Annotated in this window: 20 protein-coding genes and 1 rRNA gene; 6 read left to right on the forward strand and 15 right to left on the reverse strand. The window is 38.9% G+C overall.

All coding sequences use genetic code 11. The features are described 5' to 3' along the window. Positions 1–190: 190 nt before the first annotated feature. The 13 genes from IGJ34_RS13555 to pth form a co-directional block, all read right to left on the reverse strand. Positions 191–1,751: ribosomal RNA gene (locus IGJ34_RS13555) — 16S ribosomal RNA — on the reverse strand. A 719-nt stretch (positions 1,752–2,470) separates the two neighbouring features. Next, positions 2,471–3,967 (reverse strand): lysine--tRNA ligase, encoded by a 1,497-nt coding sequence (gene lysS / locus IGJ34_RS13560; protein WP_069655099.1) that lies wholly within the window; start codon positions 3,965–3,967, stop codon positions 2,471–2,473. Between the two features lie 94 nt (positions 3,968–4,061). Further along, complete coding sequence (gene dusB / locus IGJ34_RS13565) at positions 4,062–5,057, reverse strand: tRNA dihydrouridine synthase DusB (RefSeq protein WP_430597651.1); 996 nt, start codon at positions 5,055–5,057, stop codon at positions 4,062–4,064. A 12-nt stretch (positions 5,058–5,069) separates the two neighbouring features. After that, positions 5,070–5,966: an Hsp33 family molecular chaperone HslO gene (gene hslO / locus IGJ34_RS13570; protein WP_430597652.1), complete on the reverse strand. Its 897-nt coding sequence runs from the start codon at positions 5,964–5,966 to the stop codon at positions 5,070–5,072. Positions 5,967–6,096: 130 nt separating this feature from the next. Further along, entirely contained in the window at positions 6,097–8,259 is a 2,163-nt protein-coding gene (gene ftsH / locus IGJ34_RS13575) for an ATP-dependent zinc metalloprotease FtsH (RefSeq protein WP_069655096.1), read from the reverse strand. A 100-nt stretch (positions 8,260–8,359) separates the two neighbouring features. Beyond that, a complete protein-coding gene (gene hpt, locus IGJ34_RS13580) occupies positions 8,360–8,905 on the reverse strand; it encodes a hypoxanthine phosphoribosyltransferase (RefSeq protein WP_069655095.1) in 546 nt (181 codons plus the stop codon). 146 nt (positions 8,906–9,051) lie between these two features. Next, the gene (gene tilS, locus IGJ34_RS13585) at positions 9,052–10,434 is read right to left on the reverse strand and encodes a tRNA lysidine(34) synthetase TilS (protein WP_430597653.1); all 1,383 of its coding nucleotides are present in this window, start codon (positions 10,432–10,434) and stop codon (positions 9,052–9,054) included. 94 nt (positions 10,435–10,528) lie between these two features. Beyond that, positions 10,529–11,002: a S1 domain-containing RNA-binding protein gene (locus IGJ34_RS13590; RefSeq protein WP_069655093.1), complete on the reverse strand. Its 474-nt coding sequence runs from the start codon at positions 11,000–11,002 to the stop codon at positions 10,529–10,531. Positions 11,003–11,045: 43 nt separating this feature from the next. Continuing rightward, positions 11,046–11,507, reverse strand: a complete 462-nt coding sequence (locus tag IGJ34_RS13595; RefSeq protein ID WP_069655092.1) for an FtsB family cell division protein — start codon at positions 11,505–11,507, stop codon at positions 11,046–11,048. A 63-nt stretch (positions 11,508–11,570) separates the two neighbouring features. Continuing rightward, entirely contained in the window at positions 11,571–11,846 is a 276-nt protein-coding gene (locus IGJ34_RS13600) for an RNA-binding S4 domain-containing protein (protein ID WP_010763793.1), read from the reverse strand. Positions 11,847–11,851: 5 nt separating this feature from the next. Next, entirely contained in the window at positions 11,852–13,435 is a 1,584-nt protein-coding gene (locus tag IGJ34_RS13605) for a putative polysaccharide biosynthesis protein (RefSeq protein WP_069655091.1), read from the reverse strand. A 126-nt stretch (positions 13,436–13,561) separates the two neighbouring features. Continuing rightward, the gene (gene mfd, locus IGJ34_RS13610) at positions 13,562–17,095 is read right to left on the reverse strand and encodes a transcription-repair coupling factor (RefSeq protein WP_430597654.1); all 3,534 of its coding nucleotides are present in this window, start codon (positions 17,093–17,095) and stop codon (positions 13,562–13,564) included. 33 nt (positions 17,096–17,128) lie between these two features. After that, positions 17,129–17,695, reverse strand: a complete 567-nt coding sequence (pth, locus tag IGJ34_RS13615) for an aminoacyl-tRNA hydrolase (RefSeq protein ID WP_069655089.1) — start codon at positions 17,693–17,695, stop codon at positions 17,129–17,131. 350 nt (positions 17,696–18,045) lie between these two features. On the opposite strand from pth, the gene IGJ34_RS13620 reads away from it, so the two are divergent. Continuing rightward, complete coding sequence (locus IGJ34_RS13620) at positions 18,046–19,026, forward strand: L-lactate dehydrogenase (protein WP_069655088.1); 981 nt, start codon at positions 18,046–18,048, stop codon at positions 19,024–19,026. Positions 19,027–19,246: 220 nt separating this feature from the next. Here the strand turns inward: IGJ34_RS13620 and IGJ34_RS13625 are convergent, their stop codons facing one another. Beyond that, positions 19,247–20,353, reverse strand: a complete 1,107-nt coding sequence (locus IGJ34_RS13625) for an NAD(P)/FAD-dependent oxidoreductase (protein WP_430597655.1) — start codon at positions 20,351–20,353, stop codon at positions 19,247–19,249. Between the two features lie 186 nt (positions 20,354–20,539). Between IGJ34_RS13625 and IGJ34_RS13630 the strand changes: the two genes are divergently transcribed. Beyond that, complete coding sequence (locus tag IGJ34_RS13630) at positions 20,540–21,610, forward strand: zinc-binding alcohol dehydrogenase family protein (protein WP_430597656.1); 1,071 nt, start codon at positions 20,540–20,542, stop codon at positions 21,608–21,610. Positions 21,611–21,922: 312 nt separating this feature from the next. Beyond that, the gene (gene queG, locus IGJ34_RS13635; protein ID WP_206849302.1) at positions 21,923–23,071 is read left to right on the forward strand and encodes a tRNA epoxyqueuosine(34) reductase QueG; all 1,149 of its coding nucleotides are present in this window, start codon (positions 21,923–21,925) and stop codon (positions 23,069–23,071) included. Between the two features lie 102 nt (positions 23,072–23,173). Here queG and IGJ34_RS13640 read toward each other — a convergent pair whose 3' ends face one another. Continuing rightward, entirely contained in the window at positions 23,174–23,473 is a 300-nt protein-coding gene (locus IGJ34_RS13640; RefSeq protein ID WP_069655083.1) for a hypothetical protein, read from the reverse strand. A gap of 229 nt (positions 23,474–23,702) precedes the next feature. On the opposite strand from IGJ34_RS13640, the gene IGJ34_RS13645 reads away from it, so the two are divergent. The 3 genes from IGJ34_RS13645 to IGJ34_RS13655 are packed head-to-tail and all read left to right on the forward strand — an operon-like array spanning position 23,703 to position 25,799. Beyond that, positions 23,703–24,407 carry an NAD-dependent protein deacylase gene (locus IGJ34_RS13645; RefSeq protein WP_430597657.1) on the forward strand — a complete coding sequence of 235 codons (705 nt, stop codon included), beginning with the start codon at positions 23,703–23,705 and terminating at the stop codon, positions 24,405–24,407. Positions 24,408–24,419: 12 nt separating this feature from the next. Next, positions 24,420–25,259, forward strand: a complete 840-nt coding sequence (locus tag IGJ34_RS13650; protein WP_111247530.1) for a chorismate mutase — start codon at positions 24,420–24,422, stop codon at positions 25,257–25,259. Between the two features lie 21 nt (positions 25,260–25,280). Continuing rightward, complete coding sequence (locus IGJ34_RS13655) at positions 25,281–25,799, forward strand: transcription repressor NadR (protein ID WP_430597658.1); 519 nt, start codon at positions 25,281–25,283, stop codon at positions 25,797–25,799. The last annotated feature ends 44 nt before the right edge of the window (positions 25,800–25,843 follow it).

Genomic DNA, 25,843 nt, shown 5'->3' on the forward strand with positions numbered 1-25,843 from the left:
TTCAACGCGGTGTTCTCGGTTTGTTTTGATTACTTTTTTACTTCAATATCCAGTTTTCAATGAACAATTCGTTTGAGAGAATCATATAATAAGGAAGAAAATCCAATGATTAACTTCTATTTATAAGAGTAAACCTCTCAAAACTGAACAAAGTGTCGACGAATGTGTAAGTTTCCGTAATATTCCTTAGAAAGGAGGTGATCCAGCCGCACCTTCCGATACGGCTACCTTGTTACGACTTCACCCCAATCATCTATCCCACCTTAGGCGGCTGGCTCCACAAGGGTTACCTCACCGACTTCGGGTGTTACAAACTTTCGTGGTGTGACGGGCGGTGTGTACAAGGCCCGGGAACGTATTCACCGCGGCGTGCTGATCCGCGATTACTAGCGATTCCGGCTTCATGTAGGCGAGTTGCAGCCTACAATCCGAACTGAGAGAAGCTTTAAGAGATTTGCATGACCTCGCGGCCTAGCGACTCGTTGTACTTCCCATTGTAGCACGTGTGTAGCCCAGGTCATAAGGGGCATGATGATTTGACGTCATCCCCACCTTCCTCCGGTTTGTCACCGGCAGTCTCGCTAGAGTGCCCAACTGAATGATGGCAACTAACAATAAGGGTTGCGCTCGTTGCGGGACTTAACCCAACATCTCACGACACGAGCTGACGACAACCATGCACCACCTGTCACTTTGTCCCCGAAGGGAAAACTCTATCTCTAGAGTGGTCAAAGGATGTCAAGACCTGGTAAGGTTCTTCGCGTTGCTTCGAATTAAACCACATGCTCCACCGCTTGTGCGGGCCCCCGTCAATTCCTTTGAGTTTCAACCTTGCGGTCGTACTCCCCAGGCGGAGTGCTTAATGCGTTAGCTGCAGCACTGAAGGGCGGAAACCCTCCAACACTTAGCACTCATCGTTTACGGCGTGGACTACCAGGGTATCTAATCCTGTTTGCTCCCCACGCTTTCGAGCCTCAGCGTCAGTTACAGACCAGAGAGTCGCCTTCGCCACTGGTGTTCCTCCATATATCTACGCATTTCACCGCTACACATGGAATTCCACTCTCCTCTTCTGCACTCAAGTCTCCCAGTTTCCAATGACCCTCCCCGGTTGAGCCGGGGGCTTTCACATCAGACTTAAGAAACCGCCTGCGCTCGCTTTACGCCCAATAAATCCGGACAACGCTTGCCACCTACGTATTACCGCGGCTGCTGGCACGTAGTTAGCCGTGACTTTCTGGTTAGATACCGTCAAGGTAAGAGCAGTTACTCTCCTACTTATTCTTCTCTAACAACAGAGTTTTACGATCCGAAAACCTTCTTCACTCACGCGGCGTTGCTCGGTCAGACTTTCGTCCATTGCCGAAGATTCCCTACTGCTGCCTCCCGTAGGAGTCTGGGCCGTGTCTCAGTCCCAGTGTGGCCGATCACCCTCTCAGGTCGGCTATGCATCATGGCCTTGGTGAGCCGTTACCTCACCAACTAGCTAATGCACCGCGGGTCCATCCATCAGTGACACCCGAAAGCGTCTTTCAAATCAACACCATGCGGTGTCGATTATTATGCGGTATTAGCACCTGTTTCCAAGTGTTATCCCCCTCTGATGGGTAGGTTACCCACGTGTTACTCACCCGTCCGCCACTCCTCTTTTCAAATGAGTGCAAGCACTCGGTAGAAAAGAAGCGTTCGACTTGCATGTATTAGGCACGCCGCCAGCGTTCGTCCTGAGCCAGGATCAAACTCTCATAATAAAAGTTGAACACAATCCGAAGATTGTTAAGCTCATTTGTTTGCTAGCATATTGCTTCGCTTTGTTAAAAATTGTTGTTTGTTTTTACCGTTGTAAAAACAACCTACACGTTTGGTCCGTCTTACTTTGTTCAGTTTTCAAAGGTCTACTGTGTTACCTCGCAGCAACTTTTATATCATATCAAATCTTCGATTCGATGTCAACACTTTTTTTAAAAAGTTTCAAAGTTTTTTCTGCTCAATGTTATCGAATGTTTCGTGACAACTTCATTAGTTTACCAGGTTGTTTGTTATTTGTCAACAACTTTCTCCCTGATTTTTCAAGTTTTTTTAAGACTTGAAATGTTATTCTATTTCTTGTTCGTTGTCTTTAGTTCTCGCGACAACTTCATTAGTTTATCAGGTTACTTATTGTTTGTCAACAACTTTTTTTCCTGATTCTCAAAGTTTTTTTAAACTTTAAGTTGTTATATTATGCTCATCGTTCGGCGTGTTTCATCAGTGCCTTGCGACAAGATATAATATACCAAGATTATAGGCTTAGGTCAACTAAAATTTGCGCTTTTTTTAAAGTTTTTTCGGTTCCCGATTGTTTTATTACTTTTGTTCTTTATTGTTCGTTTCTAATCATCTAAATTGCATGATACGAGGAGCACATACACTATTTTTCAGTAAATAAAAAAGAGGAGATTATCGATAAATAATCTCTTCTTTTAAAATTTTATCTCATTGTTGGGAATAGCAAGACGTCACGTATTGATTGAGCATCCGTTAAGAGCATAACTAAACGATCTATCCCAATACCTAATCCGCCGGTTGGTGGCAATCCGTATTCTAGAGCTTCAATGAAGTCTTCATCCACACCGTGCGCCTCATCATTTCCTTGTTCACGTTCTTTTTCTTGGTCCTCAAAACGTTCACGTTGATCAATTGGGTCATTTAACTCAGTAAATGCATTAGCAAATTCTTTTCCTACTATAAATAGTTCAAAGCGATCGGTAAAGCGACCATCTTCTGGATTTTTCTTCGCTAAAGGAGATACTTCTACTGGATGCCCATAGACAAATGTTGGTTGTTGAAGCGTTTCTTCAACAAACGTTTCAAAGAATTCATTTAAAATATGACCAACTGCCATATTATTATTGATTTCTACATTATGTTCTTTCGCTAAAGCGCGCGCTTCATCAACAGTCATTTCCTGCCAGAAATCTACACCGGTTTGTTCTTTGATTGCATCTGCCATGTGCACACGTTTAAACTCAGAACCTAGATCAACTTCTTGACCATCATATGTGATAGTTGTTGTTCCCAATACTTTTTCTGCAGCATTCCGAATAATACCTTCAGTTAAATCCATTACATCTTTGTAATCAGTATACGCTGTATAAGCTTCTAGCATTGTAAATTCTGGATTATGTGTTGTATCGATTCCTTCATTACGAAATACTCGACCGATTTCATAAACTTTTTCCATGCCACCGACAATCAAACGCTTCAGATGTAACTCTAAAGCAATTCGCAAATATAGATCTATATCCAGTGCATTATGATGTGTGATAAACGGACGTGCAGCAGCTCCACCAGCATCATTGTGCAAAACAGGTGTTTCTACTTCCACATAACCGTTACTATCGAGATAGCGGCGAATCTCACTAATAATTTGACTACGTTTCATGAAACGATCGAAACTGTCTTTATTACTAATCAAGTCTAAGTAGCGTTGACGGTAACGTTGTTCGATATTTGTTAAACCGTGGTATTTATCTGGTAAAGGGCGCAAGGCTTTCGTCAATAATACGATTGTTTTTGCTTTAATCGTCACTTCGCCTGTATCAGTTTTCATAATTTGTCCAGTCACACCAAAGAAATCACCTAAATCTGCGTGTTTAAAGATTTCGTACGCTTCATCGCCTACTTGGTCTTTCCGCACATAGAGTTGAATTTGACCTTCACGATCTTGCAAATGCGCAAATCCTGCTTTTCCTTTGCCGCGTTTTGTCATCATTCGACCAGCTACACTTGCTGATAAATCTTTTTCATTCAATTCTTCTTTTGAGTATTGGTCAAATTGTTCATGTAATTCTTTTGAATTATGTGTCCGGTCAAAACGTTTACCGAAAGGATCGATCCCTTCTTCACGTAAGTTTTCCATTTTTTCACGACGCACAAGCATTTGATCGTTTAGATCCTCTAGGTGCGCTTGTTGTTCATCTGCCACTGTATTTCCTCCATTCTGAAATCACATACCCTTATAATGCCACATTGAAACAAAAAAAAGCAAGCCGTATTTCTGTTTCAGCCTGCTTTTTTTATTAGATTGTTTCTTTTTCTGCATGTTTTTCTGCTTTTTCCTCGAAAGCATCTAACAAGTCAATCATCACTTGTCGAGTCTCTGCTTGATTGATTGCTACTTTTACTTTAGCCGCACGAGGAATTCCTTTTAGATAGTAGGAAGCGTGCTGACGAAACTCTCTGGTGGCGATTTTTTCACCTTTTAATTCTACTAAACGTTGCAAATGAACTTTGGCTGTTTCGATTTTTTCGTGTGGCGCTGGTTCAGGCATAAGTTCTCCTGTTTCTAAATAATGTTTTGTCCGTTGGATCATCCACGGATTTCCTAAAGCGGCTCTACCGATCATCACACCATCTGCACCAACATATTCCAACATACGTTTAGCATCTTCTGGTGTACATACATCACCATTTCCCATGAAGGGAATGGTTAGATGTTGTTTCACTTCTTTTAAAATATCCCAATTTGCTTGTCCTTCGTACATTTGAACTCTGGTACGCCCATGCATAGCGACGGCAGACGCTCCGGCTTTTTCTGCAGCCAGTGCATTTTCTACAGCAAATAAGTGATCTTCATCCCAACCAGTTCTCATTTTGACGGTAACTGGTAAATCTACAGCAGAGGAGACCGCCTCAACCATCTCATAGACTTTATTCGGGTCTAAAAGCCATTTAGCTCCTGCTTCTGCCTTAATTACTTTATTTACTGGACATCCCATATTGATATCAATAATGGCAGCTTTAGTATTTTCTTCAACAAACTTTGCCGCTTCAACTAAGTTCTCTTTGTCTCCACCGAAAATTTGCACACTTAATGGATATTCTCGCTCATCTATATAGAGCATATCTAACGTTTTTTGGTTTCTTTGCTGGATTCCTTTATCGCTAATCATTTCGCAGACAACAAGTCCTGCACCAAATTCTTTGACCGTCACACGAAACGCAGCATTGCTGATGCCAGCCATAGGTGCTACAACGACACGATTTGGAATTTCTATATTTCCTATTTTCCACATAAGGATACGCTCCTATTTTTCACGGGTATTTTTGATTGCTTCATCTCTTAATTCAATTAGATCGTCTTCACTATAATGATATTTATTACCGCAAAATTGGCAAACCGCTTCTGCCCCATGGTCTTCTTCAATCATGGCATTAATTTCATCTAAACCGACTGCAATGATCGCTGTACCAAATTTTTCTTTCGAGCAGTTACAGTTGAATTGTACAGGCATTTTTTCTAAGATTTCGATTTGATCTTTACCGAGTAGTCGTTCTAATATTCCCTCAGGTGACTCACCTTCATCGATCAAGCGAGATATCATCGGTACTTCTTGTAAACGTTGTTCTATAAAATCAATCGTTTTTTCATCTGCTCCAGGCATGACTTGAATCATAAATCCACCTGCTGCTTTGACACTTTCATCTGTATCGACTAAAACACTTAAACCAATCGCTGATGGAATCTGCTCTGAAACGGCCATGAAGTAAGTAAAATCCTCTCCAATTTCGCCAGAAACGATTGGTGTTTGTCCTGAAAATGTTTCTTTCAATCCTAAATCTTTTATCACCGTAAAAATACCTTCTGTTCCGACAGCTCCACGAACATCGATCTTACCGCTTTCGTTTAACGTTAAGCTCACGTGAGGATTTTTTATGTATCCTTTAGTATTTCCGCTACCATCACTATCCACAACAATACTACCAGCTGGTCCATTCCCCTGAACTTTAACCGTTAATTTGTCTTCACCTTTTAATGTTGCGCCAAGTAGTAAAGCGCCAACCATTGTTCTGCCTAATGCAGCGGTGGATGAGCTCCATGTCTCATGGCGTTTTTGTGCTTCTGAAATTGTATTAGTTGCGCAAACTGCATAAGCGCGAATCGATCCTTCATAACATAATGCTTTTACTAAGTAATCTTCCATTTTTATTTCCCTCTTCTCACTTGGTACTTTTCTGACTCATTACCCGATAATACTAGGAATTGATTATTTTTTCAACTAAATAATTCCAGCTAAAAAAAGAGCACCCTATTTAAAGGATGCTCCACGTGTTTTATTTGTAACGATCATCAAAGTTGTTACGGTCATATTCAGAATCATTTTTATGTTCATCATCAGATTTTACTTCTGATTGAACTTTTTCTTCTGTTTTTTCGCTGTCCGCTTTTACTTCTTCCGTTTCGTCGTTTAATTCTTGTTTTGCTTCTTCAAAATCTTGTTTTTCTTCGGCTTGTCTTTGTGCATCTTTTTCTTCTAGTGCACGTTTTGCTTCTTCAAACGTTTGAGCTTTTTCGCTAGGGAATTGGCTATCGATAACGTCTTGAGGCATAACACCTTCTTCAAACAATGATTTGATACTACGAGCATCTAACGTTTCATACTCTAATAGTTTCTCAGCAATCAGTTTGTGTTGTGCACGATGAGCCTCAATGATTTCACGTGCTTTATCGTGTGCTTCCATCAAGATACGACGTACTTCTTGATCGATTTCAAATGCTACTTGTTCGGAGTACGCTTTTGTTTGACCGTAATCGCGGCCAACAAAAACTTGGTGGTTTCCTTCATATTGAACTGGACCTAATTTGTCGCTCATTCCATATTCAGTTACCATGCTGCGGGCAATCCCTGTTGCTTGTTCGAAGTCATTAGATGCACCAGTTGATTGTACATTGAAAATAATTTCTTCTGCTGTACGTCCACCAAGTAACCCAACGATTTGTTCAAACATATCTTCTTTAGTCATTAAGAATTGATCTTCTTTTGGTAAAGCGATCATGTAACCACCAGCGCGTCCACGAGGGATGATCGTCACTTTATGCACGATACGGGCACGGCTCAAGACTAACCCGACAATTGTGTGTCCAGCTTCATGGTAAGCAACCATTTCGCGTTCTTTTTTGTTGATAACACGATCTTTTTTCGCAGGTCCTGCAATAACGCGATCTTCCGCTTCATCCACATCGGATGCATCGATTTTCTTCTTATTACGACGAGCAGCGACTAGTGCTGCTTCGTTTAAGACGTTTTCTAAATCTGCACCAGCAAAACCTGGTGTTTGTTGTGCCACGACTTTCAAATCAACATCGTCAGCTAATGGTTTGTTACGTGCATGAACTTTAAGAATCGCTTCACGCCCTTTAACATCTGGACGGCCAACTAAAATTTGACGGTCAAAACGCCCTGGACGAAGTAACGCTGGATCTAACACGTCTGAACGGTTGGTTGCTGCAACGACGATAACACCTTCATTACCATCAAATCCATCCATTTCAACCAGTAATTGGTTTAGGGTTTGTTCACGTTCATCGTGTCCTCCACCCATACCAGCGCCACGTTGACGACCAACTGCATCGATTTCATCGATGAAGATGATTGCTGGTGCATTTTTCTTCGCTGTTTCAAATAAGTCACGAACACGGCTTGCACCGACACCGACAAACATTTCAACGAAGTCTGAACCTGAGATGGAATAAAAAGGTACGCCAGCTTCACCGGCAACAGCTTTAGCAAGTAATGTTTTACCTGTTCCTGGAGGCCCTTCTAAAAGAACACCCGCCGGAATACGAGCACCTAATTCAACGAAACGTCGTGGATCTTTTAAGAACTCAACTACTTCGACTAATTCTTGTTTTTCTTCTTCCGCTCCTGCTACATCAGAGAAGCGCACGCGGTTGGCTTTTTTGTCTGCTTCTTTGGCTTTTGATTTACCAAAGTTCATAACACGACCGCCGCCACCTCCACCGCCGCCTTGTTGTCCCATCATCATATAGAATAAGAAGATGAACAATACGATTGGTAAGAAGCTAAATAAGATGGACAGCCAAGCACCACTTGTGGATTGCTCTTTTACTGTAAGTTTTACATTATTGTCTTTGGCCATATCTTGGATACCTGATAAGGTTATATCACTAGGCAAGACAATTGTGGTAAAGGCTTTTGTGGAAACTTCTGTTGATCCCCATAAAGAAAGACCCCCAGTGTTTTTGATTTCTTGTTTTTCTTTGTACTGACCTGTGATCTTATATACACCATTGGTTGGTTGGATCGTCAGTTCTTTGACTTTCCCCTCTTCTAACTGGGTATTAAATGTTGAGTATTCGATATCTGGTGACTGGGGATTGTTATTTCCAAAAATGAAATACACAACCATGACCATCGCCAAAATCAGCAATACATAGTATAGGCCATTTTTCATGCCGCTATTCTTTTTATTCATGCCTGTCCTCCTTTGACTAATGCGCGTAATTTAATTTTACGTTTTATTTTTTATCAATTCTGACCTTTACATTGTAACATAACTAAATCTAAGAGAGATATTAATTTGATTCGTAGATTTCAGGTTTCAATACGCCCACATAAGGTAGATTGCGGTAAGCTTCTGCATAATCCAAACCATACCCTACAACAAATTCATTTGGCACATCAAAGCCCACATAATCTGCGACGATATCAACTACACGTCCTTCTGGTTTATCCAATAACGTGACGATTTTAACAGAAGCTGCTTTTCTGTACTTGAAAAGGTCAACTAGGTAGGCTAGCGTGCGTCCGCTGTCGATAATATCTTCTACGATCAGGATATCACGTCCTTCAACATTTGTATCCAAATCTTTGATGATTTTCACTTCTCCTGAGGATACCGTTGCATTTCCATAGCTAGATACAGCCATAAAATCCATTTCTAAATGAGTATCGATACAGCGTGTGATATCTGCCATGAAAGGTATTGCACCTTTTAAAATACCAATTACTAAAGGATTTTTCCCTTGGTAATCTTCTGTTAGTTGTTTGCCAAGTTCAGTTGATTTTTCAAGAATTTGTTCTTTCGTGATCAAAACATGTTTAATATCGTTCTCTAACATATTATTCTCCTTTTTCCTTTAAGGTTCGATGTCCTTTGCTTCTAAGCGAATCCATTCACCAGAGAAACGGCTCTCCTTTCCCTTTAAGGTCTTTAGTTATTATTTTATGTTATTTTGCTTCTTTGAATAAAAGTATTTTTCAGTTGTTACTCTTTTATTTTATAAAGGAGCCTGTAGAGTATTTTATCAGTTTCTTTAGGAATACTCAAATATGAATTTGCGAATTGAGGAACCCAGATAATCTGATCCTCCGCTGAATGAATGACCCACGCACGTTCTCTAATTAGATTGGGCACTTTTTGATCAATAAAAAGTCGGTTTAGCCTTTTGGTGAGGTTCGGTGTTAACGAGATTCTGTCTCCATTTTTCCGATGACGAATCGTCAATGGTAATGGTGTTTGTCCACTTATAAGCAATGAATAATCGGACCATTCTTTTACTTTTTCAGGTAGTACTATTTTTTTCTCTGCCGTTTCTAAACCCAGCCATTCAGTTTCAGAGAGGAAGACGTGGTCGTTTACATTTAAATGAAACGATTTTGCTTCATGGGTTAATTCGCTTTTTTTCAGATGGAAGGTGTTATACTCTTTCACAACTTGCCACCCATATTCCAAATCCATAGACAACTGTGGAGCGGGTTGATCCAGCAATAAAAGAAGCTGATCAATCTGCAGTCGGTTGATGGTTACACCTTTTGGAACAATTGTTCGTTGAAACAAGGTCATCAAGAAAAATATCTGGACACTTCTTTTTTCTTCTTTCAATTCCGTCAATTGAACAAGCCAACCTTCTGTTGTTTTTACCACCCAACTGTCATACTTTGGTTCTATAACCAACTGAATAATCTCGTCCGCTAAGGCGATTTGTTCACTAAAATCAGCCATATGCTGCAAAAATTTTTGATTTTCTTTTTTTAAGATTGGAACCACTTGATGCCTTAAACGATTCCGCATGTATGCATCACTGCGATTTGAGCTATCTTCAAAATACACAATTGTTGACTCTTTAGCGAACTGTTCCAATCGTTCTTTGGAAAAAATTAATAAAGGACGAGTCAATTTGCCTTTTCCAAATGATTGTGTTGCTCTAATTCCGACTAAATTCGGTAAAGCACTACCTCTTGTCAGTTTCATCAAAATCGTCTCAGCTTGGTCATCACTGTGGTGTGCGGTTAAAAGTACTGGGATATTTTCTTGTTCCATGAGCTTCGTAAAAAAATCATAGCGAAACTCACGAGCAAGGGCTTCTGTGTTTTTTATTTTGTCTGATCGTTCCCATACTTTACTAAAATAAGGAATTTCTTTTTGTTGGCAATAACTTTTAAGATACTCTGCTTCAGCTTTTGACTCTAAGCGCAACTGATGGTCGACATGGGCTATCACTAATTTTAAGTGATCTTTTTGTGCGGCAGTTTGCATCAATTCTAATAGAACCATTGAATCGACTCCACCTGAAACAGCCAATAACACTTTTTGATATGGCAACCAGTACTTATTTCTTTTACAATGATCATAAAATTCTTGAAACATCTACTCACCTCTTTGTTTCATCGTTTATAGACTACTCAAAAAAATGCCCAAAACACAAAAGCCGAGCTTTCGCTCAGCTTCAATCATTTATTCGTTAGTTACGACGTCCACCACGTCCGCCACGCTTACCTTCTGTATTGCGTTTTAGAGAAGTTAAACGATCATCACTATCTTTTAAAAATGAACTCATCAATGAATCAAAATCTTGTTTTGAATTCATTGGTTGTGCTCTTGTAAATTGCTTTTTAGGTGCTGGACGAGCGCCGCGATCGCGACTCCCTTGATGCTCATTGTTATCACGACGTTGATATTCACGTTTTGGCTCTGCCGCTTGTTCTTGTGCTTTACGAATAGATAAGCCTACTTTACCGTCATCACCGACAGAAGTAACCTTTACTGTCACTTCATCTCCTACGGTTAATACATCATGGATATCTTTTACAAATCCATTTGATACTTCACTGATGTGAACCAACCCTGTTTTCCCTTCACCTAGATCGATGAAAGCACCAAAATTAGTGATACCAGACACTTTTCCTGGCAACTTCGCTCCTACTTCGATTGACATAAAAAAAATGTTCCTCCTATTATTTACCCTATTATATCTGCAGCTATTCGCCTGATTGTTTTTCAGATGAATGAGACTGTGATTGACTATCTGATGCTTTTTGTTCATTACTGGAGCTAGTCGTTCCGCCTAACTCTGGAATGTTGTAAATTTGTTCGCCTTCTTTAGAGACATAATACCGACTACGAGCCAACTTCGCCACATAATCCTCATCTCTTAGAAGAGCAACGTCCTGTTCTAAACGCTTTAACTTCTTATCGGCTTCTGCCGATTCAGCTACAGCTTCTGTCTGCTGCTTTTTGAAAGCACTCAATTGTTGATAGTCCTTCATTAGCTGGATGCCTGAAACGATAAAAATCACAAACGCCACGAGAAAAACTACTGCCAGACGTCGGCGCCTGAAAATCAACTGCTTTTGCTGTTTTTGAAACTCGGCATACTGTTCTTTGGTATACTCATTATCTAATGCAGCAACTTTCTCCATGTCTTTTTTCTTATTGCCCATGTTTTCCGCTCCACTCGTTTTTTGGTTTGTCTGTCTTATTATACCAACATCTAAGAGGCTTGTCTAATCTAAATTGTCACTATTTTCGACTCTTTTCTCTGAAATAATCTGATACATCTTTTCCGCATCTTCTTTTTTCGTCGAATCGCGGAGTTCAAGGACTTCGATTTCTAAGATTTTATTACCAAATTGTATCTTTACTTGATCACCAATTTTTACATTACTTGATGATTTTGCTAAGATTCCATTGATTTGAATCCGACCTTTATCTGCAACTTCTTTCGCTACAGGTCTTCTTTTAATAATACGTGAAACTTTTAAAAATTTGTCTAAGCGCATAATTTTTACCTCTTCATTCTTAATATTTTCGCTCCAAACGGTAATGTTAGCCATTCCCGTGTTGTAAATAACCGTATTTTAATAATCATAAAAATAAATGTAGCGCCGCCGATCAAAACACCCACAATGGCGATGATCAACGCTTGTCCACGATGCTCAATGTTCCCTAATAAGAGTGCAATAACTCCTTGGTAACAGAGCAATACAATCCCCATTGTTCCAATACTCGCTGTTAATTTTCGGAAGAAGTGATTTTCTACAATAAAACGATTGATTTCATTTTTTGAAAATAGGATCAGTAAACATAAGGTCGCAATTAAACCTGCGATTGTTGAAACACTTGCTCCTAGCGTCCCCCATTTATAGGTCAAAGAGCTTGTTAAAAATAGCTTGACTAACAACCCTATCCCTGCTGAAACTATCGATGTCATAAATTGATTGCGGCTTTGTAAAATACTCTGATAAGCTTGAATGACTGCCATAAATGCAATCGAACAAACATACACGCCTAACACGCCATTCCCTTTGTAATCTTTAAATAAAGCGAAATTTATATATGGCAACAACAAGGCTAATCCTATCGAAGCTGCTGTAGCAACCGTTGTAGTTAAACGTAAAAATAGTTTAGCGACTTGTAAAAATCGAGTCTTTTCTTGGCTCATAAAATATTTTGTCAACGCTGGTAGAAAACTCGAGCTTAAGGCTAGTGCCACAACTAAACCTAGTTGAACCAGTGGCTGTCCACGATCATAGACTCCTTTATCAACTTTCGCAGCAGCATCGCTGATTCCAGCAGCTACTAAAGAATTTTTGACTAAAAAAGAATCGATCAATTGGTAGAAAATCAAATAGGCACTATATAAGGATACAATTCCACCTTCGATGACCAAACGACCAAACAATTTCCCAGAACCTTTTTCAACTTTCCATTGCGTAAGATACGCCGAACTTCCTACCCGTATTTTCCTGTCATAATACCATAAAATCCCCACAGCAACGATGCCACCAAACAACGCACCACCCATTGCAATGGTCCCCGTCTGATAGACCGACCAGCCAAAGCGGCTAAATGAATACGCTGCAATCAAAATCACGCCGACTCGAACAATTTGTTCTGTTACTTGTGAAACGGCGCTTGGAACCATCAGTAAATGCCCCTGGAAATTTCCACGATAAAAAGACAGTATTGGAACTAATAAGAATGTAAACGAAACAACTTGGATCAAAGAGGCTAATCGATGATCCCCCATCATAAAAGCAATTTCATGACTTCCCAAAAAGAAAAACGCCCAACACAAACTCGCAATAACAAAAACAAATGGAAAAAGCTGTTGTAACATTTTCTTTTGCTTGCTGATATCTGGTTGCTCTGCGACAATTTTTGAAATAAATTGCGGCAGTCCAGATAACCCTAAGGTCATCGCAATGCCATAGATTGGGTAAACTTGCTGATAAACATAGAAACCTTCGTCCCCAACCAAATTTTGATAAGGTACTCTGTAAACCGCACTCAGTACTTTGGCAATAAACGATGCAATCGTCAAAATAGCTGCACCTTGCATCATCGACCGCATTTCTTTGTGTGCCATTCGTTGACCTCCTATTTTAAAAGCGTAACAGGCTCATTTAGCTCTGAGTGGGAAATAGAACTTGGACTGTGACGTCTTTTTCACATTCTATTTTTCCCAAAGAGCTTGCCCTCGCAGCTCATTGTTTTACTCTGCCTCAACTGCTACAGTCTTATACTTCTCTTGCCTTAAAGCACTTGTAAATAGTGCTACTTCTTGTAGCCAAGTTGCTTCTTTCATGTCTTTAGGCACTTTTAAACAAACCGCCATTTTCTCATTGTCTACTGCAAGATCTGCTTTTAGCTGCGTGTGTGACAAGGCTTCAAAAATTTGTTCTACATTGTATGTTTTTGTGCCAATTTTACTCAACGTAAACGTAATTTCTTGTTGTCTCTTACGAATTGTTTCTACTAATGCTCGATCTCCATCCATTTTGATTTGTCCCGTCGTTAGTAAATGAGCTACCTCATCTGGATACTCACCAAAACGATCGAGTAAATCTGCTTCCAACTCATCATACATGTCCATATTTTCCAACTGACGAATTCGTTTATAGATTTCAATTTTTTGACGTTCATCCGAAATATAAGTCGTTGGTAAGTAAGCATCAATTCCTAAATCAATTTCCACAGATGTTTTTTGATCTTGAATATTTTTCCCTTGTTTACGTGCAACTGCTTCTGAAAGCATTTGTGAATACATATCAAACCCAACAGAATCAATAAAGCCATGTTGTTGGGCGCCTAAGAGATTTCCAGCACCTCGAATCGACAAATCTCGCATCGCAATCTTAAACCCAGAACCAAGTTCAGTAAAATCTTTGATTGCTTCTAATCGTTTTTCACTAACTTCATTTAATATTTTTTGTTGCTCATACATAAAATAAGCATACGCTACTCGATTGCTTCGTCCGACTCTACCACGCAATTGATAAAGTGTAGATAAGCCCATATAATCGGCATTTTCCACAAATAAAGTGTTCGCATTTGGAATATCTACACCGGTTTCGATGATCGTTGTCGTAACCAACACGTCATATTGGCGTTCAATAAAGTCAAACAGAGTATTTTCAAGCTGAACTTCGGTCATTTGACCATGTGCGTACGCAATTCTAGCATCTGGAACTAACGCTTGAATTTCTTCAACTTTTTGTTCAATGGTATCCACGCGATTGTACAAGTAAAACACTTGTCCATCACGCGCCATTTCACGTTCGATTGCTTCTCGAATCGAGCCTGGATTATTCTCCATGACATATGTTTGGATCGGATAACGATTTTCTGGTGGCGTTTCAATAACTGAAAGATCTCGAACGCCTAGCATCGACATATGCAATGTTCTAGGAATCGGTGTTGCAGTTAAGGTTAAAACATCCACTTGTGCTCTTAATTGTTTCAAACGTTCTTTGTGTTTTACACCGAAGCGTTGTTCTTCATCGATCACTAAAAGTCCAAGATCACTAAACTTCACATCTTGCGAAAGTAAACGGTGCGTTCCAACAACAATATCCACTTGTCCATGTTTGATTTTTTCGATTGTTTCATTTTGTTGTTTCTTCGTTCTAAATCGACTCAATAAGCCGACTTCCACCGGAAACCCTTCAAACCGATCCAACATCGTCTCGTAGTGCTGCTGTGCTAAAATTGTTGTAGGAACGAGAAAAGCGACTTGTTTATTATTATTGATTGCTTTGAATGCGGCACGCAAAGCGACTTCTGTTTTTCCGTATCCAACATCCCCAACCAGTAATCGATCCATCGGTCGAGTTTTTTCCATATCATGTTTGATCTCAGCTGTACTGCGTAATTGGTCGTCTGTTTCACTATATGGAAAGGCATCTTCAAATTCTTTTTGATAAGCATCGTCAGGTGGAAAAGCATATCCTTTCTCGGATTCTCTTGAAGCGTATAGTTGAATCAGATCGTCTGCGATATCTTCGATTTTAGAAGAAACTTTGCGTTTGGTTTTACTCCATTCGCTACCACCTAATTTATTGACTTTTGGTGATTTCGCTTCGGATGCAACGAATTTTTGAATCAAGTTTAATTGAGTAACTGGGATAAATAACTTATCATCATTTTGATATAAAATCGTGATGTAATCTTGATGAACACCATCAACTTCTAACGTTTGCATCCCAATATATTTACCGATACCATGATTCGCATGCACAACATAGTCACCATTTTTTAAATCACTATAACTTTTTAAGCGTTCTGCATTGGAAACGGTTTGGCGTCGTGCTCGTTTTTTCGTCGTAGTATGGAAAATTTCTTTTTCAGTGATGGCAACGATTTTTTCGACAGGTAATTCAAACCCTGACTGCAAAGAACCTTCTACGATTTGAATTTTTCCTTCTATTAATTTATCAGCAGAAGCGGTCACACTGGAAATATCAAAATCCCGAAACAGTTCTTCGACTTTTTGACTCCGTTCTCTAGTTGGCACAAAAACCACAACCGTCTGATCCTGTTTTTGCCAGCGATCCATTTCGGTTTTTAGTAATGGCATTTGACCGAAAAATTGCTGCATCGAGCGATACTGAAAATTATGAACCGCTTGAAAACGCAGGTTTCCCATTCCTTTTTGGAACAACGAAAAAAATGTTGTCGCAAAAGTCATTTTCCTTACTTGCTCGTGAAATTCTAATCCAAAAGTTTGCTCAGGAAAGACACGCATTTCTTCTAGCTTTAAGACTTGCCATTCACTTTCTTCACGAATGATTTCACGTTCTGCTTCTAAGATTCGCGCATAATCGTCAATAAAAACGAAACTATCTTCTGGTATATAATCCAATAAAGTTGTTTTTGTTTCATATAAAAAATCAGTATAGTAATGAGCTGTATCAGTTGGAATTCCTTGGCTCCAAGAAGTCGCCAACTGGCCAAAATAATCTTGAAGAAACTCTTTTTCAGCGGTATCTTTGGCTATCGCAATTCTTTTTTCTAATGCGTTAGTTAGTTGTTTTTCGCCATAGGTCAAGTCTTCATTTGAAAATACTAAATCCGTCATTGGTGAAAGTGTCACCGATTCAATAGCCCCCACTGAACGTTGAGTATCTGCTTCAAAATAACGGAGAGAATCGATTTCAATATCGAATAATTCTGCTCTTACAGGGTATTCAGAATTCAACGGATAAACATCGACGATACTGCCCCGAATACTAAAATCGCCTGGTTTTCCAACTAAAGATTGACGCTCATAGCCCATCAAAACTAGTTGTTGTGCTAATGTACTTAGTTCAATTTCCCCGCCAATCTCCCAATGAAGCTGCGCTTGTTCCCATGTTTGTTTACTCGGTAAATATTTCCTTAGACCTGCTACGGGAACAACAACAATCCCCGCTTGATCCGTTAAAAGAAAATTAAGAGCCGCAACTCTTTCCGCTCTCGCTTCTGGGGAAGAAAAAGCCATTTCCGCAGACAAAACTTCATCTACAGGAAAAATATAGACTTCTTCATCTGATAAAATATTACGAAAATCTTCAACTAGCTGATTACCATAATAAAGATTAGGAACAGCTACGATGATTTTTTTATTTTTTTCTTTATAGCCACTCGTCATGACTAATGTTTTAGCAGAGCCGGCTAGCCCCGTAATCAACTGGCGTGTGTTTTTAGTTAGTTGATTTTGCCACTCTTGGGCTAGCTCACTTGCACCAATTCGTTCAATGATGTTCAAAACTGGCTCCTCCTTTTATACTTTCTATTTTGCTTATTTTCCATTAAATTGATTCATCGTATCAACAAATGTATGGCCTTCACAAGCGTAAATTGCTGCATCTGCCGCAGTTTTCACTGCTATTAAAATCTCTTCGTGTTTTTCTTTAGGAAAACCGGTCAATACATGATGAACAACTGTATTACTACCGATAGGGCGTCCAATACCGATCTTGATTCTTGGAAACACATTCGTGCCTAAATGAGAAATCAAACTTTTAATGCCGTTATGTCCACCAGCACTGCCTTTCTCACGTAAACGAATTTTACCGATTTCTAAATCTAAGTCATCATAAATAACGATCAAGTCCGCTTCTTCTACACCATAATAGGTCATCAAGGGGCCGACTGAACGACCAGACTCATTCATAAATGTAAGAGGTTTGACTAACATGATTTTTTCTGTTCCTATAAAAAATTCAGCGATATCCGCTTCAAATTGACTTCTATTAAAGGGTGCATTGTTGCGTTGCGCAATTTCATCAACTGTAATAAATCCAATATTATGCTTTGTTTCTTGATACTTACTTCCTGGATTACCTAATCCGACAATCATTTTCATCTATCTATATTCTCCTTAATAAAAGGTGCTATTTTACCACCCTGTATTCGTTGTCCAACACAAAATATCTGGGCAGGAGAATTCCTTGCCCAGTTTTTTTATAATTATACCATAAAACAAGCAATTACCGGCTCATTTAAATTCTTAAAAAAGCCGTAAGCTCCATTTATAGCTTAGAAAATTAAAAAAACGATAAAACCAACAAATAGTGAAACACCGCACATGAAAGAGTTTTCTTATGAAACACCTCTGGAAACTGTATTATTTTATATAAACAAAAAACGTGACAAACCTCACAAACGATGGTAATATCATAGTGATAAAACAATTATCTGAAAGGAATGATACACATGACTGCAGCAGTAGGAAACAAAGACCACCAAAAAGTAATTTTAGTTGGAGATGGCGCTGTCGGATCAAGCTATGCTTTTGCCTTAGTCACTCAAAATATTGCTCAAGAAGTTGGTATTATTGATATAGATACAAAGAAAACGGAAGGCGATGCAGCAGATCTATCACACGCACTAGCCTTTACTTCTCCTAAAAAGATTTATGCTGCTACTTATGATGATTGCCATGATGCTGATCTTGTCGTATTAACAGCAGGAGCGGCACAAAAACCAGGTGAAACAAGAATCGATCTCGTTCATAAAAACTTAAAAATCAACAAACAAATCGTCACTGCAATCGTTGATTCAGGTTTTAGCGGTATTTTCTTAGTCGCAGCAAATCCAGTTGATATTTTAACTTATTCTACATGGAAATTCTCTGGATTTCCAAAAGAACGCGTTATCGGTTCAGGAACATCTCTTGACTCAGCACGTTTCCGTCAAGCAATTGCTGAATTAGTGGATGTTGATGCTCGTAATGTCCATGCTTATATTTTAGGTGAACATGGCGACACTGAATTTCCAGTTTGGTCTCACGCCAACGTTGCCGGCTTGCAAATTTATGAGTGGGTCAAAAATAACCCGGATGTAGATGAGGAAGCAATGGTCAACCTGTTCTTTAATGTACGAGATGCTGCGTATTCAATCATCGAGAAAAAAGGTGCAACATTCTACGGAATCGCAGCTGCTTTAGCTCGAATAACAAAAGCCATTTTAGACGATGAAGATTCTGTCTTCCCACTTTCTGTTTACTTAGATGGTGAATATGGCCAAAATGATATTTACATTGGTGCACCGGCTGTAATTAATCGTCAAGGAATCAAACAAGTGATTGAAATTCCATTGACAGATTCTGAAATGGATCGAATGAATGCTTCTGCTAATGCTCTTAAAGACGTTATCAAATCAGCTTTCGAGAAATTTGAAGCAGAAAATAATTAAAAAAATGAGTAAAAAGCTTTATCAGATTTCGTTGTGATCTCTGATAAAGCTTTTTATTTTCTCTACTTACCTCGGTAAATATTCTAACATCACATCGGCGTCTTTTTCTTCAACATTTCCAGCATAATTCGGTGTGGCTAACGATAAGCTACCACTTTTATTCACAAAAACATATAAAAAATCAGAACAGGAAATCCAATACATTTCCTGTTCTGATTTTTTATAATTTTGACAAGTAATGTTCGATTGGTTTTTGATAATACTCCCAATCGTTCTTTCCTTCATTGAAATACTTAGCTAAAAGAAAGCCAATATAAGGTCCAGTTGTTAGTCCGGAAGAGCCTAAACCACTTGCTATGACAGCAGTAGGATTATTTGGTAAAAAATTGAAGAAAGGGGCGAAATCTGAAGTGTAGGCGCGTGTTCCTACACGATAAGTAGATTGGTATTTTTCAAAAAAAGTTGACTCTGCTAAAAAAGGTACTGTTTTTTGTTGCAATAGAGAGAAGGCTTCTTTCGTCGGAGTTAAATCAAACCCACCATCGTTTTCGTGAGTTGCGCCCACTAGAATTTGTCCTTTTTCAAAAGGGATCAAATCACTTTCGCCATCTAACATCGCAACTGGCCAACTACCGCTATCTTTGAAAGGTGTTTCAAAAGCTAAAAGTTGTCCCTTTTGAGCTCTGATATCCGTTTTAAAATCAATAGACGCTAACAATAAAGGCAAGCCAGGTCCAGTACAGAGCGCTACTGCATCGAATTGTTCAGTTGCATTAGCGATTTGGACAAGCCATTGATCATGGCGCTGACTAAGCATGGCTGTACCAGTTTTTAAGACGATCATGTTTTCTTGTGCACGTTGTCTTAAGGTTTCTAAGTAGCTAGCACCGTCTAACTTCCCACCACCTGTGATAAATAAAGCCGATTGTGCCTTCAATAAAGGTAATTTTTCTACGACCTGTTCCCTAGTCAATAATTGAATGTCACCAATTTCGGGTGCATGTTGTTTTCTTTCTTCTGCTAATTGCATCAGTGCATCAAGTTCACCATCTTTTCGAAGAATCAGAGTGCCAGTTTGTTGGTAAACGTTATTCGATAGAGAGAAGTCTTGAACTAACTTAGGATAAAAAGCGGCGCCATCTTTAGCTAGTTGATACCATTTTTTATTGCGGCGTTTTGAAAGCCAAGGTGAAATGATGCCAGCGCTTGCTTTAGTTGCTTGCCCAACGGGATTGTCATAAACTGTTACACTATATTTTGTCAAATCAATGTAGTTGGCTAAGGTCAAACCAATGATCCCGCCGCCTATAATGGCTAATTTTTTCATGAGAAACTCCTTTTTGTCCTTATAAAATCAAGTAACTCATTTTCACATAAGTTTGTAGAGGATGCAAGGGATTTTGACAGTCGAGCATGAGTAGGGATAATGGGGAACTTTTGCGAAACAAATAAATGTCAATATAAAACGTTTAGGTCCATAATGATAAGAAAGAGCTAAATGGAGGAAGAACAAATGAATGAAAAAAATCAAATGAATGTTGTAGGTTTTTTTGAAGGATTTCCAATTGAAAATGAAGCGAGTTTTATAGATGATTATAGCTCGGTTCCGATACCTGGCGCGTCAGATATCCTTATAAAAGTTAAGGCAGTATCTATAAATCCTGTCGACTCAAAATTAAGACTAACGACAAAAAAACAAAATCAATTACGTATTTTAGGATTCGATGGAGTCGGAGAAGTTGTTTCTGTTGGGGAAAAAGTGAGCAAGTTTGTTGTAGGGGATCGTGTCTTTTATGCGGGGACAACTAAACGTGCAGGTAGTAACCAAGAATTCCAATTAGTCAACGAAGGAATCGCCGCTTTAGCGCCTAGCAATTTAAAGGATGAAGAAGCAGCTTCTTTGCCTTTGACCGCTTTGACTGCTTATGAATTATTATTTGAAAAATTTGAGTTGATTCCAAAAGAAAATGCCAATAAAGGGAAATCCATTTTGGTGATTAATGGAGCGGGCGGCGTAGGATCGATTTTAACTCAACTTGCTCATTGGGCAGGAATGACTGTTTTTGCTACAGCCAGTCCCAAAAATGTTGATTGGTTAAAATCAAACGGTGTGAATCACCCTCTTGACTATCATCAGGATCTTAAACAAAGCATTGAAAAAACAGGGACTCATACTATTGACTATATTGCGGTTTTATTCAATATACAGCCGTACTTTGATACAATAGCTGAGCTGGTCACCCCTTTTGGGCACGTTGGGACAATCGTTGGATTAGATGAGAAACTAGATATCGGTATCTTAAAAAATAAATCTGTCAGTTTTGATTGGGAGTATATGTTTGCGAAAACAGATTTTGACTATAAAATCGAAACCCAAGGAGAAGCACTTGCGACAATCAGTCATCTTGCAGAAACTGGGAAAATAAGAGCGACGGTTGGGAAACTTTATGCAAATGGAATCAATGCTGCCAATCTGAAAAAAGCCACAGCTGATGTCGAGGCGGGGCATATGAGAGGGAAAGTTGTGGTTAGTGGCCCATTTAACGGAGAACCAGAAGAAAAAGGGGATTCTGGTACAGTCTAGAATAGTTAGATAATTTTAGTTTTACAGGAGAGTAAAAGGCACAAGAGTAGTCAAAAGCATCTGTCGCTTTTGTCTACTCTCGTGTTTTTTGATTACAAAATGAAATAATCATTCTGTTTTGGATATTGTTTTACTAGTTTTTATATAATTGAATTTAAATAAAAATCTGTGTTAAATGTGGAAAATGATGAATTAAGAGCGGAATTAAAAAGGTGACAAGATTTTGGTGAGTAGCTTATAATAAAGTAAACAGTCGAATGAATTGGCTTCATAGAATCGCCCTATCTAGTTTTTAAAATAAGGAGTACACAGATGACACTAAAAGAAAAAATAATAGAGGAAAGTAAGCGCTTAGGCATCGACAAAATCGGTTTTGCCTCTGCTGAGCCTTTCTATGAATTAGAAGATTCACTGATAGAACAAAGAGAACTCGGGTATAACTCTGGGTTTGAGCATCAAGTGATAGAAGAACGAATCTACCCAGAAAAGACCTTTGAAAATCCTAAAACGATCATTTCTATCGCGTTAGCTTATCCTACTAAAATCGAAGGGAAAGTACCCAGAGACGAAAAACGAGGGATGTTTGCTAGAGCTTCATGGGGCATTGATTATCATGATGTTCTACGAGATCGTTTGTCAAAGTTGATTGCATTTATTCAATCTCAAACACAAGGTCTAGAAGAAACAGGTGAATGGCGTTTTGCGCCTCAAGTTGATACTGGAGAGTTAGTTGATGTAGCTGTTGCGCAACGTGCGGGTCTAGGGTTTATTGGGAGAAATGGGCTGTTGATTACCGAAGAGTTTGGTTCTTTTGTTTATTTAGGCGAAATCGTAACCAATATCGATTTTGAAGTAGATGAGCCGATTCCTTTTGGTTGCGGGGATTGTACTCGTTGTGTGACAGCTTGCCCCACGCAAGCACTTTTAGGGAATGGTAGTATGAATGCTAAAAAATGTTTATCTTATCAAACACAAACCAAAGATATGATGCCAGAAGAATATCGTAGAAAAATGCATAATGTAATTTATGGCTGTGATATTTGTCAGTTGGTCTGCCCTTATAACAGAGGGAAAGATTTTCATTTTCATAAAGAAATGGAACCCGAAGTCGATACGGTGTATCCGAAGTTAAAACCAATGCTGAGTCTGTCCAATAAAGAATTTAAAACACAATTCGGACATTTATCGGGCTCTTGGAGAGGGAAAAAACCGTTACAACGAAATGCGTTGATTGCATTAGCTAACTTAGGTGACCGCAGTGCATTACCCGACATCGTCGTTTGCGCAAAAGAAGATGTCCGTCCTGTTATCAGAGGTACAGCTGCTTGGGCAATCGGCAAATTAGGCAATAAAGAAGCGGAAAAATGGGTTGATTTTTTAACTGAGTTGCTAGAGGTAGAAACAGAGGAAGAAGTCCTTATAGAAATAAAGAATGCGATCAAACAATTAGAAAAGACATAAAGAAAAAGGTGTGAGACAAAAGTAAAAATCACTTTTGTTTCACACCCTAAATACAAATAAACGCTTCTATTCCAGTCTTTTCTTGATAGTTAACTAATAAGTTTAAGCTTTAACAGCTTCTTTAGGTTCGCGGCCTAAAATAGCTTGTAAGACTGTTAAGACGCCATATGAAGCTAAAATTGTGTAAATCAAGCTTGAATAAGTTGTAATCTCGAAATCCCACGTTTTGTAAATAACTAAAACAATTGCTAAAACAATAGCTGCAAGAACGTTGAAGAATGCAAAAGCCCATAAATTTCCGTTTTCTTTACGTGAAAGATAATAGATCGAAAACCATAAACTTAATACGCCCCAAGCGATGCAGACCAAAATTGCTGCCCAATAAATAATAAATGCTACCACGAATTTTCACCTCACTTTTATACATTAAGTATTCTATCACGTTCTCTTTTGTTTGTCATGAAAAGACAGTGAAAAACCTAACATTCTTAAAAGCTTCTCACATGGTTTTTATTACATATAAGTAGTATTCCAAGTTGTACAGCATAGAGTATTTCTTTTGATTTTATATGAATATTTTTTCTTTCTACTCCTCATTTACGTTATACTATATCTATTAGGAGATGAATGTATGCAAACGATTGATAAGAAAAAGGCTGCAACTCTGATTGAGCAAGCTGAAACAATCACATTCTTAACAGGTGCAGGTGTTTCGACTGCTTCTGGTGTGCCCGATTATCGCTCACTATCTGGACTATATCAAGGGGTTGAACAACCTGAATATTTGCTAAGCCATTCATGTATGATTGAAGAACCAGAAAAATTTTATTCATTTATACAAACGCTGTACCATCCGAAAGCAAAACCAAATATGATCCATTTAAAAATGGCAGAATTAGGACGAATAAAAGATACCTGGGTCATCTCTCAAAATATCGATGGACTACATGCCGCTGCTGGAACGAAACATTTGGTCAACTTTCATGGAGATTTGTATGACTGCTATTGCAGAAAATGCGGACAAAACGTTTCAGCTAAAACGTATCTACTGTCTGATTGTCATGATCGATGTGGCGGTCAAATTCGTCCAAATATCGTATTATATGAGGAAGGATTAGAAGAAATAGCAATTGAATTATCTATCGAAGCAGTCGCTAAGGCGGATTTAGTTGTTATTGTAGGAACTACTTTTCAAGTACATCCATTTTGTGACTTGATTCATTATGCAGCAAACACCGCCAAAATTTTGGTAATCAACCAAACAGCGATTCAATTAAATAGAGATGCTTACTTTTTTAAACAAGACGCGGCAAGCGTTTTTGAAACTATTTTATAGAGGAGTTTTTTTATGGAAGAAATCAAATCAGAACGACAAAAAATGATCGATGGCGAACTTTATTTTGCAGGAGATCCAGAATTAGCAACGGCACGCAAGTTTGCTAGGGAGCAAATGAAACTGATCAATGGAGAAGAAGATCGACAAATTCGTCGTCAGTTAGTGGAAGAAACATTTGGCACTACTGGAACAGGTAGCTACATTGAACCGTCAATCAGTTTCGATTATGGCTTTAATATTCATGTCGGAAAAAATTTCTATGCTAATTTCAATAGTATTTTTCTAGATATATGTCCAATTACAATTGGTGACAACTGTATGTTTGGGCCGAATGTTCAATTATACGCAGCGACACATCCATTGCATCCGGTTAAACGAAATAGTGGTTTGGAATATGGTAAACCCATCACAATCGGGGATAATGTTTGGCTTGGTGGAGGGGTTGTTATCACGCCAGGAGTAACATTAGGGGATAATGTGGTAGTTGCGGCAGGCGCAGTCGTAACAAAATCTTTTCCAGCTAATTGTGTGATCGGTGGAAATCCTGCGAAAATCATCAAAGAAATCGAATTGGATGAAAAACGTACACCGTTAACTGTTCAACGGGATAAAATCAATGCTTTGGATAAACAAATCGTTGCTTTATTAGAGGAACGAATGGATGTAGTCAAAGCAATTGCTACGATCAAAAAAACATCGGATCAACCCGTACTAGACTCTTCAAGAGAACAAGAAGTTTTAGCAAAAATAGACACATATATTGAAAATGACCAATACAAGGAAACCATCAAAGAAACCTATCAAGAGATTATGGATGCTTCAAAACGGTTTCAACAAAAGCAACTAGATTAGTAAGCGACAGGAGGAAATTGGATGGAGGGTATTAAAAGACGAGAAGCAATTTTACTCGAATTAGAATCAGCAGATAAACCAATGAGTGCCAGTCGTTTTGCAAAAGAATTCAAGGTCAGCCGCCAAATTATAGTTGGAGATGTGGCACTCTTGAGAGCCACAGGATACGAAATTATCGCAACAGCAAGAGGTTATTTGCTTGAGTCTGAAAAAGACAAGCAAGGGGTTACCCGAAAAATAGCTTGCCAACATACGCCAGAGCAAACTGAAGACGAACTGCTAACGATTGTTTCATTGGGTGGTGAAGTGTTAGATGTGGTGGTGGAACATCCGATTTATGGTGAATTAACAGGAGGGCTGCATATTCACACGGAAAAAGAAGTGACTGAGTTTGTCAAAAGCTATAAAAAAAACAGTGCTTCATTATTATCTGAGCTGACGAGTGGCATTCACTTGCACACGATTCGTTGTGAAGATGAAGAAGCACATAATCACATCAAAAAAGCATTAGCGCAAAAAGGAATTTTGTATAAGGAATAACAACGTAACATTCAGTTCGTGCTTGTTTTATTCGAGTGAGCGTT

The sequence above is a fragment of the Enterococcus sp. AZ177 genome (assembly GCF_050544585.1).
Lineage (GTDB): Bacteria > Bacillota > Bacilli > Lactobacillales > Enterococcaceae > Enterococcus_L > Enterococcus_L plantarum.